This is a genomic window from Thioclava sp. JE_KL1, from assembly GCF_009296265.1.
Lineage (GTDB): Bacteria > Pseudomonadota > Alphaproteobacteria > Rhodobacterales > Rhodobacteraceae > Thioclava.
The window spans coordinates 537,029-550,257 of sequence record NZ_WBJS01000001.1; the positions used below are offsets into that span (position 1 = coordinate 537,029).

Below are 13,229 nucleotides of genomic sequence, written 5' to 3' on the forward strand. Positions count from 1 at the left end.
TTGTCCTTTCTAACCTTTGACAGCCCCGGCGGTCAGACCGGAAACGATGTAGCGTTCGAAGACGATGGCGACGATCACCGGCGGCACGACCGCCAGGACGCCAGCGGCGTTGAGGAAGGAGAAGCTCACCGTGAAATCGGAGGTGAACGAGGCCAGCAGGATCGGCAGGGTCTGCGACGCGGAGGTCTGCGTGAACATCAGCGCGAGCAGGAATTCGTTCCAGCTGGTAAGGAAGGTGAAGAGGACCACGGCGACGAGCGAGGGCAGCGAGAGCGGCAGGAACACCTTGATCAGCGCCTGGAGCCGCGAACAGCCATCGACCCGCGCGGCCTTGTCCAACTCGTCCGGGAGACCCTCGAAATACTGGATCAGGATGAAGACCGTGAAGGGCACCGTGATCGCGAGATAGGTGATCACCAGCGATCCGAGCGTATCGAGCATCCCGAGTTTTCGGATCACCAGGAAGAACGGCACGACCAGCGCGATATCGGGGATCACCCGCGTGATCAGGATGAAGTAGACCGACGCGTTGCGCCCCCAGAACCGGATCTTCGCGATCGCATAGGCGGCCGGCACCCCGACGAGCAGGTTCAGGATCACCACCAGGATCGAGACGATCAGGCTGTTGGCCATCGACGGCAGAAGGTTTTCTGCGGTGGAGGGGATAAAGTCACCGGCAGCCGGATCGGCGCCCGAGCGCGTCTCGTAGGTGACGGGCTCGTCGTTCCCGGCGGTGAAGATCGCCTCGAAATTGCGCAGGGTCGGTTCTTCGGGAATCCAGTGCGGCGGGATCGAGACGATCTCGGTCTCGGTCTGGAACGCCGAAGAGACGAGCCAGGACACCGGGGCGAGAATGTAGGCCGCAAGGACGATCGCGGAGACCACGATCACCAAGCGCTGCACGATGCGCCCGATTTTCTGGCGGCGGCGGTAGTCGATCGTGTCGACAGGCGGGGTGATAGGCATATCGCTCATGTCAGATCTTGCGCCCCAGCGTTCGGATGAAGAGGTAGGAGAGTGCGAAAGTCGCGATTGCGAGGAGGTAGGACATCGCAGCACCGCTCCCGAAAGACAGGTTGCGGAAGGTCTCGACATAGATGTGCCACGAGAGCACATGCGACGCGCTGCCGGGCCCGCCCTCGGTCAGGATGAAGAACAGGTCGAAATGGCGGATCGCCATCATCGTCTCGTAGATCATCACCAGCATGAAACCGGGCTTCATCGCCGGCAGGGTGACATGCACGAAGCGCTGCCAGACCGTCGCTCCATCGACGCGCGCCGCCGCATAGAGATCGGACGGGATCGACTTGAGCGAGACCAGCAGAAGGATCGTCGCCAGCGGCACTTCCTTCCAGACGAAGGCATTGGCGATCAGAAACAGCGTTTTGTCCTGATCTCCCAGCCAGACCATGTATTTGTCGATGAAATCGAGCTGGTAGAGCAGGCCGTTCAGCGCGCCATAGCTGGAATCGTAGATCCATTTCCACATCAGCGCGTTCGCGACATAGGGGATCGCCCACGGCACCAGAAGGATCGTCGACAGGATACGACGCCCGCGGAATTCCTGATTCAGCAGCAGCGAGACAAGCAAGGCTATGAAAGCAATCGCGGTAACCGAGACGAGCGAGAAACTCACCGTGCGCCAGACCGCGCCCCAGAAAGCCTCATCGCCGAGAAGATCGGTATAGTTCTTCAGCCCGACGAAGGGGGTCCGGTTCGGACGCGTCAGCTTGATGCTGAAGAAGCTGATATAAAGCGAATAGGCGATCGGGAAGACCGCAACCGCGCCCAGAACGGCCATGACAGGAGCAAGAAACAGCATGGCGCTGCGCTCCTCGTATCCCACCCGCCATTTCGGGCGTGTCGCCCGTGTCATTGCATTCGCCACGTCATGCTCTCCCGTTGCCCTGCCCGACAGTCGGCGGGCCTTTTAGAAAGGCCCGCCGCACCTGCTCAGTAGCTGTCCTTCAGCTCGTTCCACAGATCGGCAGATTTCTTGACCGCTCCGGCGGGATCGACATTGCCGAGGATCGCCGATTGCCAGGCCGACCCGTTGGTGTCGTTCCACTCGCCGAACCACGGGGTGACCGTGTCCTTCTTGCGAGCAAGCGCCTGCTGAGCCTGGATCATGTCGACATCGCCATAGGAGTCGTAGGCCGCGCGGATCTCGGGATCCTCGAACAGCGGCTTCACGCCGAACCCGGCGCCGATATCGAGGAACAGGAGCTTCTGGAACGTGTAGGCGCCATCCGCCTTGCCGCCGAACCATTCGATCAGCTTCGCGGCATTCTCGGCGCGCGCCTTGTCTTGTGCAGCCTGCGCCGACATGCCGTGGAAACGCATCCAGCCGACCGTCGCGTGAGAGCCGTTCGGGCCTTGCGGCATCATCGCCTGCTTCACATTGCCCGCGATCTGCGACTGCTCGGGATCGTTGAGCATCCGCAGACGGTATTTCGCGACCATCGCGAAGGCATGATTGCCCGCCGCGAAGGATTTCAAGCCCGCCAGCTCGCCGGTCTCGACACAGGCGGGCGAGACGATCTCGTGCTTGTTGACCGCATCGACGACCCAGCTCAGCGCCTCGACAGCCCCCTCTTTCGGATCCTGCATCACGGCCATGCCGTTGTCATCGACCAGACGGCCACCATGCGAATAGACCAGCGTCGAGATGAACTCGATCAGCCAGCTTTCCTGCGCCATCGCGAGCATCATCGGATAGTCGGCAATGCCCTTCTCTTTCATGACGAGCGACTGCTCGACCAGCTCGTCCCAGGTTTCCGGCGGAGCGTCGAAGCCGGCTTCCTTGAGCTTCGCCTCGTCATAGAAGAAGGCCATGTAGTCGGTGTAATAGGTCAGGCCGTACTGACGACCGCCATAGGTCATGGAGTCGGTGCAGAAATCCTCGGCCTCGGCGTTGTATTTCATCAGGCTGTCGAACTCGTCGACCGGAGCGATCCAGCCGGCTTCGGCCCATTCGGGCAGCCAGGAATCCGACACCCACATCGCGTCGAGCGGCGCACCGCCCACGAATTTCGCGACCATGCCCTCGCGGTACTGGGCCCAGGGCGAGTTGCCGTAATTGACCGGGATCCCGGTTTCCTTGGTGAAGGCGCTGAGGTGGCTCTGCACGGTGTCGACCGCCGCCGACCAGGTGTGCATCGTCAGCGCGGCCGTTTCGGCCTTCGCCGGACGAACCAGACCCGGCGCCATCAGCGCCCCTGCGCCCGCCGCCGAGTAGCGGAGGAAATCCCGGCGCCCGAGACGGCGCGTCTTATCCTTGAGCATCTTTCGATTCCTTTTGCATGGCCGCCTCAGCCCGAGCCCGTTCAAAGCCCAACCTGCAGCAAGCCGTCCCTGTTGATCTTGTTTATGGGAACCGACGCTATTGGCGATTTATTTATTCGTCAACTGACGACAAACGAAAAAGTGAGGATTTCCCTTCCGCAACGGAAATCGCACAAGTTTTCAGCACCTGCAGATGTCTCCGCAGGCGAAATCAGGGAAAATGTAGTGGATTGCAGCGCTCAGCGGCCGCTGCACACCTCGACCATGTCTTCGAATCCCGCGAGGAACACGCGGACATGCATCGTTACCACCTGGTCTTCGGAGAGCGACAGGCTGCTTTGATAGATATGGCGTCGAATCGCGTAGTGAGAGATCGCACCGTGCAGCGTCCACGCCATTTCGCGGAGCAATGCGGGATCTTCCGGCAGCTCTACGCCCCGCTCATGCGCCACTTCGCGCATCACGGTCTCCAGCAACTGCATGACGATCGCTGCGATGTAGTCAGGCGCCATATTCGCCTCGGCCAGCGAGGCATAAAGGAACAATCGCAACCACTTCCGGGTCAAGGTAGACTGAAGATAGTCGCGATAGAATGCGTCGAGGCGCACGGCCATGGGCTGCGAACGATCCTGAAGCTCAACGAACCAGACGGCCTTGAAAGCACCAAGAATCTCTCGGTTATAGACCTCTTTGAGCAAGTCTTCCTTGGTCGGAAAGAAGCGATAGAGAAGACGCTGGGAGATGCCGCATTTCTCCGCCAGCTGCCGCGTCTGCCCCGCAAGCCCGTTCTCCGCAAAGAACTCGGTGGCGACGTCCAGAATCTGGGCACGACGCTCATTGAAAGGCATCCGCACAGCGCCTTGCGGCGAGCCGGGCTTATTTCCGGCGCCGTTCGTTTTGGACGAACTTTCAGTCATTTTTGGCTTGGCCTGCACGTTTTCCCCTTGGCACCCCTTGGCACCCCTTGTTGTTCATTCCGACGCCGGACGCAACGACTTCAGCTCCATACATTAGCCCATTCCCCGCGAAGGCAAAGTATCTTTTCGTCACTTGACGACTTAAGTGTTGCGAAAACCCAAAGTTTGGTCGTAGCTTTGGCGCGTGACGGGACGTCAGTGCCCACGATTTTCTGCCATTCACGCCGGAGTCCAACATGATCTACGAACAAAGAACCTACCGCATCACCCCCGGGAAGGCGCCCGAGTTCCTCAAGCTCTATGAGGCCGAGGGCCTGCACATCATCACCCAATACGCAAAGCTCGCCGGATGCTGGGTCAGCGACAGCGGCGTGCTGAACGCGGTCACCTTCCTCTGGGCCTATGAGGATTACGGCCACCGCAGCGCGCAACGCGCCAAGCTGGGCGCGGACCCGGAATGGCAGGCTTTCGTGCCCAAGATCCTGCCCTATCTCGTGCATCAGGAAAGCATCTTCCTGCAGCCCGCGGCCTTCTCGCCGCTCGACTGATCCGGGCGCAGGCCACCATGCGCACGCTTGGCATCCTTCTCGCCGCCGGCGCCTCGCGCAGGTTCGGTGCTCGGGACAAGCTCCTTGCAGATTGGAACGGCGCCCCTTTGGTGCTGGCAGCGGCGCGCGCGCTCGAGGCGTCGGGATGTGACGCGCTCGTGGCGATCGTCTCTTCCGAGAAGGTCGCCGTTTCTCTTCCGCCGTCGTTCAAGGTGCATCACGTGACGCCGGACCTGCCGCTCTCCGAGAGCTGGCGAGCGGCGCGCGGCGTCGCAACGAGCCGCCGGGCAGAACGTGCGCTGTTTATGCTGGGCGACATGCCTTTCGTTTCAACCGACACGCTCCGCGCCTTGGTACATAGCGACGGCGGCAGCCGCGCCTGCACCTTCGACGGTATCCCGATGCCGCCGGCGCTTCTGACCGCGCAGGACTTAACGCAAGCACCCGATCAGGACGAAGATCAAGGCGCCCGGGAGCTGCTGCGCGCCCTGCCACACAAGTCGCTCATCCCCCTCTCGGCCGAAGAGGCGCGTGACATCGACACGCCCGAAGACCTCCGCCATCGTCGGGTTAACCTCAAGCGTGAGGATCGCGCCTGACCCTTTCTCCAGGGCGCGCATTGTCGGGATACCGATCTTGGCGCGGGACGCGAGTTCGGCTTGCGTGGGTCCGCATCCCATGCGCTCGGCCCTCAAGACCGACAAAAGACGACAGCGTCCAACGCCCGTCCGTAATTTTCAGCTTTTCGTCCCGATCTCATCGAGTGCGCGGCAGAGCCGTTCCGTCACCTGCTCGGTGCTGGCTGTGCCGCCGAGGTCGCGCGGGCGACTCTCGGGATCGGCTGTTACGACCTCGATCGCGCGCATCATCTGCGCCTCGGCCTCGGTCTCTCCCAGATGCCCCAGCATCATTGCAGCACTCCAGAAGGTGCCGATGGGATTGGCGACGCCCTTGCCGGTGATATCGAAGGCCGAGCCGTGAATCGGCTCGAACATCGACGGCGCGGCGCGCTCGGGGTTGAGATTGGCGGTGGGCGCGATGCCGATGGACCCCGCGAGCGCCGCTGCCAGATCCGAGAGGATGTCGGCGTGGAGGTTCGTGGCGACGATCGTGTCGAGCGAACGCGGATCGAGCGTCATGCGCACGGTCATCGCGTCGACCAGCATCCGATCCCATGTCACGTCGGGAAACTCGCGCGCGACCTCGGCGGCGATCTCGTCCCATAGCACCAGCCCGTAGCGTTGCGCGTTGGATTTCGTCACCACCGTCAGACGCTTACGTGGGCGCGCCTGGGCCTGCGAGAAGGCCACGCGCATGATGCGCTCGACGCCGGTGCGGGTGAAGATGGCGGTCTCGGTAGCGACCTCATGCGGCTGGCCGCGATGGCTGCGCCCGCCCTGCCCCGCATATTCGCCCTCGGAGTTCTCGCGCACGATCAGCCAGTCCAGATCGTCCGGACCGACACCCGCAAGCGGGCTCGACAGGCCCGGCAGGATACGGGTGGGCCGCAGGTTCGCGTATTGATCGAGCCCCTGACAGATCGCGAGGCGCAGCCCCCAGAGCGTCAGGTGATCGGGCACGTCTGGGGCCCCGACTGCGCCGAAAAGGATCGAGTCATAGGCCCGCAGCGCATCGACCCCGTCTGCGGGCATGAAAGTGCCCTCGCGCTGAAAGCGTTTCGAGCCCCAGTCGAAGCGGTCGACCTCCAGCCGGAACGCGTTGGTCTGGCGGCTCAGGTGGTCAAGCGCCGTCAATGCGGCGTCGACCACCTCCGGCCCGATCCCGTCGCCGGGGATGGCCGCGATACGATGAACCCGGGTCGTCATGGCCGCATCACTTCTTAAGCCACGCCTTGAAGGCGTCACCGTAATCGGGATGCCAGCGCGACAAGGGCGGGCGGTTCTCGGTGATGTCGCCCGCCGCCCAAAGGATGCGCTTCACGTCGGTTGCACGATCCACGTCGTTGTCTGGGCACAGAATGTAGAAATCGCCGCGCTCGATCGAGTCGAAGAGAAACTCCACGACCTGCTCGGGCGTCCAGGCATCGGCGGGTTTCTCGGTGCGCCCGCCCGCGGTGAGCGGCGTGTAGACGAAGCCCGGAATGAACAACCGCGCCTCGACCTTGCAGTCCTCGCGGTTGCGCAGCTCGTGCTGCAGCGCCTCGGTGAAGGCCTTCACGCCGGCCTTCGACACGTTATAGGCCGGATCGCCCGGCGGCGTGGTGATCCCCTGCTTGGAGCCTGTATTGACGATCAGGCCCGGCGCGCCCGACGCAATCATGCGCGGCGCAAAGATCTGGCTGCCGCGGATGATCCCGCCCATGTTCACGTCGAGGATGCGGTCCCAGTTGCCTTCCGCATCGAAGATCGAGCTACCGGGCTGCATGCCCGCATTGTTCATCAGCAGATTGACCGGCCCGAAATGCGCCCAGACCTCATCGGCGAGCGCCGTGAGCTGCGCCCGGTCCGAGACATCGGTGGCCTGCGTCATCACGTCGGCCGCCGCCGCGCCCGCAGCGATCAGGGCGTCGTAGGCGGCTTCGAGGGCCGCCCCCGGCAGATCGGCGATGCAGACACGCATCCCCAGCCCGGCGAGGTGGCGGGCGGCGGCGAGACCGATACCCGAGGCCCCTCCGGTGACGACTGCGACATTGCCTTTGGCGAGAGCGGGATGCATGGGATTTCTCCTTTTTTCGTTCGGTGTCCGAGATCGACGCGCCTCAGGCGGTTGCGCCGGCGAAGACCTCGAAATCAGTATCGATGATGGTGGGCGCAGACGGGCGCTCGGGCGAGGCCAGAACCTCCTCGATCGCCTTCTTGCCGATGAGATAACGGTTCGAGCGGACGGTCGAGAGCGGCTGGGGCAGCTCCTTGCCGATATCGAGTCCGTTGAAGCCGAATATGGCGAACTGATCGGGCAGGCTGATGCCTTCGGCGAGGCAGTGGAAGACGCCGCCCACGGCCATGTCGTCGTTGGAATAGACCGCGACGTCGATCTGCGGGGCCGACGCACGCAGACGCGCGGTCTGCTCCCGGCCCGTCCCGACCGAGCTGGGTCCGTCGTCGATCGCATGCGCCTCGACCGACAGGCCGGATTCCGCGAGCGCCTCGCACAGCCCGTCATAGCGCAGCCGTGCCCGGCGGTCGGCGTTCCAGTCATGGCCGACATAGCCGAAATGGCGGTAACCGCGCGAGATCAGGTGGCGACCGATCGCGTGGCCCGCGCGGCGATGTGAGGTACCCACTGCGATGTCGATCGGCGTGCTGTCGATATCCATCATCTCGACGACGCGGATGTCGCTTTGCTCGAGCATCTTGCGGGTGGCGTCGGTATGGTCGAACCCGGCGAGCAGGATCGCGGCAGGCTTCCAGCTGAGAATGCCGCGCACGACGGCCTCTTCGCGGTCGACATTGTAATCCGTGGTCGAGATCACCGGCTGCAGGTCGCTTCCGTCGAGCCCGGCATGGACGCCCTGCAGAACCTCCGGGAACACGATGTTGGAGAGCGACGGGATGACGACGCCCACGAGGAAGGAGTCGAGCGAGGCCAGCGAGCCCGCGATGCGGTTGGGGACGTAGCCCATCGCGCGGACCGTCTCCATGACCTTCTCGCGGGTGGACTCGGCGACGAGCCCCTTGTTGCGCATGATCCGCGAAACCGTCGACTCGCTGACATTGGCACGGCGCGCGACCTCGCGCACCGTGATCTTGCTTTTGCGGTCAGGCAATCGCTGTTTGGTCCCCATGACGCTTTCCTCCAATTCCTTTCGGGCAAGCCCGAGTCAATGACCCAGAAATGCACCTAGCGGCAGCGTTTTCATAGGCCATACGTGCATGGGCGCTAAAAACATCGCGGGGACCGTGGCGATCATACCTCCACGTATTTGCGCCACGGATGCGCTTCCTTGAAGCCCAGAACCTCGCGCGCCTTGCGGTTCGAAATCGGCGCCTCGTCGGCGCCCATCTCGCGGGTGATCGGCGTGTTCGGGCAATATTTTTTCAAGAACTCGGTGGTCGGCATATCGGCGGTAATCGTGTCGTTGACCGCGTTGAACACCTGATAGCCCAGCCCGTCCTTCTCGATGCACAGATGCACGATCTCACCCAGATCGCGGGCGTCGATATAGCTCCAGGCGTTGCGCTTGCGGCTCATCGGGTCCTCGAGGAAGCCCTTGAACATGCCGTATTCATCCGGCTCGATCACGTTGCCGATGCGCAGCGCATAGATATCCGCACCGTAGCGGGCGGCGAAAGCGCGGGCGGTCTTTTCGTTGCAGACCTTGGAGAGGCCGTAGCTGTCCATCGGATCGCTGTCGTAATCTTCCTCGAGCGGGAAGGAGTGGAAATCCTTGTCGCCCTCGGCGAAGCACACGCCATAGGTCGTCTCGGACGAGGCGATGATCACCTTGCGCACGCCGAGCTTCATTGCCGCCTCGAGCACATTGTAGGTGCTCATGACATTGGCCTGATAGGTCACGTTGTCGGGCTCGATCAGCACGCGCGGGATCGCGGCGAAATGCACGATCGCATCGGGCGGCGACGGCGGCGCGCCCTTCTCGAACCCGCCGAAGTCGTGGTGGGTGGTGAGCGCGTTGAACACGGCGCCGCTGTCGGTCACGTCGGTGATCAGCGTGTTGACGCCCGGCAGGTCGAGCGGCTTGAGATCGACGTTGAGCACATCGTAGCCCTTGCTCAGCAGATGCGGCACCGCATGACGCCCAGCCTTGCCGGTTCCGCCTGTAAATACTACGCGCTTGGTCATTTCAGTCTCCGTTTCGTTCATTCACATTTGGTTCGACGGGACGGCCTCAGCCGGTCGCCGCCAGCATCACGCTTTCCTGCGTGGCGTTCTCTCGGGTCAGCTCGCCGCTGATCTTCCCCTCCTTCAGCACGATCACACGGTCGCTGATCGCCAGAATCTCCGGCAGGTCCGAAGAGACGACGATGATCGACATTCCCTCCTCGGCCATCTTGCCCAGCAACGTGTGGACCTCGGCCTTGGCGCCGATGTCGATCCCGCGCGTCGGTTCGTCGACGATCAGGATCTGCGGGCGGCGCGCGGCCCATTTCGCCAACACGACCTTCTGCTGGTTGCCGCCCGACAGGTTGAGCACTTTCTGCTCGGGCGACGGCGTCTTGATGCCCAGCGCGCGGATGTAATCCGCACAGGCCGCGGTTTCCTTGCGACGGTTCACGAAGTCGAGGCTGCAATAGTCACTCAGATGCGTCAGCGAGAAATTCTCGCGCACCGACATGCCGAGGACAAGCCCGCGCGACTGCCGATCCTCGGTCACAAATCCGAGCCCATGCTCGATCGCGTCCGAGGGCGAGGAAATCCGCGCCGGTTTGCCATTGATCGAAATCTCGCCGCTATGGGGGCGGCTGCCGAAGATCATCTCCATCACTTCGGTCCGCCCGGCGCCGACCAGACCGAAGAAGCCCAGCACCTCGCCGCGACGCAGGTCGAAATCGACGTCGCGCACGAAGACGCCTTCGTCCTTCACGCGCTTCTCGGTGAGATTGCGGACCGACATCAGAACCTCGTCGGTCGCGTGGGAGATGTGATGGCCGAACAGCTGGTCGAGTTCGCGATCCACCATCAGGCGCACCAGCAGGTCGCTCGTCATCTCGGACACGGGCCGGGTATCCACGGTGCGCCCGTCGCGCAGCACGGTGACGCGGTCGGCGATCTCGAAGATTTCCTCGAGCTTGTGCGAGATGAAGACGATGCCGACACCCTGCGCGGCCAGCTTGCGCGACATGCGCAACAGCGTCGATGCCTCGTGGTGGCTGAGCGACGCGGTCGGCTCGTCCATGATGATGAGTTTGGAATTGTAGGAGATGGCGCGGGCGATCTCGATCAGCTGTCTCTGGCCGATCGAAAGCGTGCCGACCATCGCTTCGGGATCGATTTCCACGCCAAGCTCGTGCAGCACCGCGCGGGTGTCCGCATTCATCTTGGTGCGGTCGATCAGGCCCGTGGGCAATAGCGGCTCGCGCGCGAGAAAGACGTTCTCGGCGACGGTGAGATTATTCACCACCGCGAGTTCCTGGTAGATGATCGAGATGCCGAGCGACCGGGCATGGACCGGGTTCTTGATGACGACGGGTTCGCCCTCGACCCGGATCTCGCCGCCCGGATCCGCGCGCAGCACGCCGGTCATGATCTTCATCAGGGTGCTCTTGCCGGCGCCGTTCTCGCCCGCCAGCACATGCACCTCTCCGGAATTGAGATGCAGGTCGACGTGGTCCAGCGCCTTCACCCCGGGAAAGGTCTTGGAAATGCCGATCATTTCGAGAAACGGTTTCATCGCGGCCTCTGGCTGAAGAATGTCGGGCGGGGCCGCGTTTGGCCCCGCCCAGGTCTTGTCGGAGATTACTTGGTGTAGCTGTCGAGGTTGTCGGCAGTCACAACGGTCACACCGGTGTCGATGTTCTGCGGGTCGGTCTCTTCACCCTTGATCTGGGCCACGAGATGCTCGACCGCCAGCTTGCCCATCGTGATCGGGCGCTGCACCATGATGCCGTCGATGAAGCCTTCCTTCACGCCTTTGATCGTGTCGGGCAGATCGTCGAAGGCGAAGACCTTCAGCTGGCCTTTCTTATCCGCGAATTCCTGCTGCGCGAGAACCTTTGCCACGGCCGGGCCACCGACCTGGCTGATGCCGAAGATGCCCGAGAGGTTCGGGTTGGCGCGCAGGAGCGCCTCGGTCACCGACACGGCGCGGGCGAGGTCATCCTCGGTGCCTTCGGTCGCGACCAGCTTGATGTCGGGATAGTCCGCCAGCGCTTCCTTCACGCCGTCAATCCGCTCGTTCAGGTTCGAGGCGCCGAGCTGACCGGTGACGATCGCCACTTCACCCTTGCCGCCGAGCGCTTCCGCCATGGATTTGCCCATGGTCACGCCAGCCTGCTTGTTGATCGTGCCGATATACATGCTGCGCGAGCTGTTGGCGCTGTCACTGTCGAAGGTGACGACCTTGATGCCCGCATCGGTGGCCTGCTTGATGATGCCTTCGACCGATTTCGGCTCGTTGACCGAAATCCCGATCCCGTCGACATGGCGTGCCATCAGGTCCTCGATGATCTTGACCTGCGTCGAACCCTGCGTGTTCGCGGGCACAACCCACTGATACTTCACGCCCAGTTCATTGGCCGCTTCCGCGCCACCGGTGTTGCAGTCGTCGAAGAACGGAACGGCCACTTTCGGCACGAGCGCCACGGTGATGTCCTGAGCATAGGACGCTGCCGTCCCCATACCGGTTGCCAGGGCCAGAACCGCAGCGGCGGCTTTCATTGCAATACGCATCTTGTCTCCTCCTCCGGACCCAACCAACCGCGGCGGGCCCCTGTTGTTGATGCAGTTTCGGTTTCACGCCCCGCACCGGGGCCTTCTTCGTCCGGATCTCGCGCCGCTCTCTCCTCTTCGAGACGCGGTCCGGCTTCTTGATCTTGTTCCTTCCCGGACGGCGCGGCTCAGCCGCGCCCGCCCATCCGATTGCGCAGCACGTCCAGGCTGACCGCGATCAGGATCACGCCGCCGGTAATGGCCTGCTGGGCATAGGTGTTGATGTTGAGCAGCACGACGCCGTTGGCGATCTCGCCGATCAAGGCTGCCCCGATGACCGCGCCGAGCACCGAGCCGATACCACCCGCGAGGCTCGCCCCGCCGATCGCGGCCGCGGCGATCACTTCAAGTTCCGAGCCAAAGCCGGACGCCGGTTCCGCCGAAAGATAGCGCGAGAAGGCGATGACGCCGGCCAGCGCGGAAATCGTCGAAGACAGGACGTAGACCGCGAGCTTGACGCGCTGAACCTTCACCCCGCTCAGACGCGCCGCGTTCTCGTTGCCGCCCGTGGCGTAGACGTGCCGACCGAAGCGGGTCCGGGTCATGATAACCGTGAAGATGAGCGTCAGCACGAGCAGGATGACCACCGGCACCGGCACCGGACCGACATAGCCCTGCCCCAGAAAGCTGAAGCTGTCGGGCGTCTCCGGGGTCAGCGGCACGCCGTGGGTGATCATGTACATAAGGCCGCGCCCGATGCTCAACGTGCCGAGCGTCGCGATGAAGGGCGGCAGGCCGATCGCGGTGATCAGCAGCCCGTTTGTCAGCCCGAAGGCAAGCCCCACACCGAGCCCCGCAGCCACCGCCGCATATTGCGAATAGCCCGCGTCGAAACAGAGCGCCGTGATCAGACCGGCAAGCCCCATCGCGGAGCCAACCGACAGGTCGATCCCGCCGGTGATGATGACCATCACCATGCCGATGCTCATGATGGCCGTCAGCGAGAATGCCCGCGACACGCCCATCAGGTTCGACACGGTCAGGAAATACGGTGTGAACAGGCTGATCAGCAGCCCCATCAGGATCAACGCGATCAGAACGTTGAATTCACGCATGTGACGCAGTTGAAGCAATTGATGCAGGACTCGCATGGATTTCCTTTCCGATGGCGTGACCGAATTTTCCGACAGTG

13 protein-coding genes are annotated in these 13,229 nt (G+C 63.0%); 2 read left to right on the top strand and 11 right to left on the bottom strand.

The features are described 5' to 3' along the window. Positions 1-9: 9 nt before the first annotated feature. The 4 genes from F8R15_RS02320 to F8R15_RS02335 all read right to left on the bottom strand — a co-directional run bounded on the left by F8R15_RS02320 (position 10) and on the right by F8R15_RS02335 (position 4,220). Positions 10-975, bottom strand: a complete 966-nt coding sequence (locus F8R15_RS02320) for a carbohydrate ABC transporter permease (protein ID WP_210402129.1) — start codon at positions 973-975, stop codon at positions 10-12. A 1-nt stretch (position 976) separates the two neighbouring features. Continuing rightward, entirely contained in the window at positions 977-1,822 is an 846-nt protein-coding gene (locus F8R15_RS02325; protein ID WP_208607942.1) for a carbohydrate ABC transporter permease, read from the bottom strand. A gap of 131 nt (positions 1,823-1,953) precedes the next feature. Continuing rightward, positions 1,954-3,285 carry an extracellular solute-binding protein gene (locus F8R15_RS02330; RefSeq protein ID WP_078599650.1) on the bottom strand — a complete coding sequence of 444 codons (1,332 nt, stop codon included), beginning with the start codon at positions 3,283-3,285 and terminating at the stop codon, positions 1,954-1,956. Positions 3,286-3,524: 239 nt separating this feature from the next. Beyond that, positions 3,525-4,220, bottom strand: coding sequence for a TetR/AcrR family transcriptional regulator (locus F8R15_RS02335; protein WP_216644094.1), 696 nt, complete (start codon positions 4,218-4,220; stop codon positions 3,525-3,527). Between the two features lie 218 nt (positions 4,221-4,438). On the opposite strand from F8R15_RS02335, the gene F8R15_RS02340 reads away from it, so the two are divergent. Beyond that, positions 4,439-4,750: an NIPSNAP family protein gene (locus F8R15_RS02340; protein WP_078519919.1), complete on the top strand. Its 312-nt coding sequence runs from the start codon at positions 4,439-4,441 to the stop codon at positions 4,748-4,750. A 17-nt stretch (positions 4,751-4,767) separates the two neighbouring features. After that, a complete protein-coding gene (locus F8R15_RS02345; protein ID WP_172976149.1) occupies positions 4,768-5,349 on the top strand; it encodes an NTP transferase domain-containing protein in 582 nt (193 codons plus the stop codon). A gap of 138 nt (positions 5,350-5,487) precedes the next feature. Here the strand turns inward: F8R15_RS02345 and F8R15_RS02350 are convergent, their stop codons facing one another. From F8R15_RS02350 to F8R15_RS02380, 7 genes are all read right to left on the bottom strand, one after another. Continuing rightward, positions 5,488-6,576 carry a tartrate dehydrogenase gene (locus tag F8R15_RS02350; protein WP_152843268.1) on the bottom strand — a complete coding sequence of 363 codons (1,089 nt, stop codon included), beginning with the start codon at positions 6,574-6,576 and terminating at the stop codon, positions 5,488-5,490. Between the two features lie 7 nt (positions 6,577-6,583). Beyond that, positions 6,584-7,426, bottom strand: a complete 843-nt coding sequence (locus F8R15_RS02355; protein WP_078519922.1) for an SDR family oxidoreductase — start codon at positions 7,424-7,426, stop codon at positions 6,584-6,586. Between the two features lie 43 nt (positions 7,427-7,469). Further along, the gene (locus tag F8R15_RS02360; RefSeq protein ID WP_152843270.1) at positions 7,470-8,495 is read right to left on the bottom strand and encodes a LacI family DNA-binding transcriptional regulator; all 1,026 of its coding nucleotides are present in this window, start codon (positions 8,493-8,495) and stop codon (positions 7,470-7,472) included. Between the two features lie 122 nt (positions 8,496-8,617). Next, complete coding sequence (locus tag F8R15_RS02365; protein WP_078569677.1) at positions 8,618-9,511, bottom strand: NAD(P)-dependent oxidoreductase; 894 nt, start codon at positions 9,509-9,511, stop codon at positions 8,618-8,620. 46 nt (positions 9,512-9,557) lie between these two features. Beyond that, complete coding sequence (locus F8R15_RS02370) at positions 9,558-11,060, bottom strand: sugar ABC transporter ATP-binding protein (RefSeq protein ID WP_078539965.1); 1,503 nt, start codon at positions 11,058-11,060, stop codon at positions 9,558-9,560. Between the two features lie 65 nt (positions 11,061-11,125). Continuing rightward, complete coding sequence (locus tag F8R15_RS02375; protein ID WP_078519926.1) at positions 11,126-12,058, bottom strand: sugar-binding protein; 933 nt, start codon at positions 12,056-12,058, stop codon at positions 11,126-11,128. Between the two features lie 167 nt (positions 12,059-12,225). Beyond that, positions 12,226-13,152 (bottom strand): ABC transporter permease, encoded by a 927-nt coding sequence (locus F8R15_RS02380; protein WP_216644095.1) that lies wholly within the window; start codon positions 13,150-13,152, stop codon positions 12,226-12,228. Positions 13,153-13,229 lie beyond the last annotated feature (77 nt).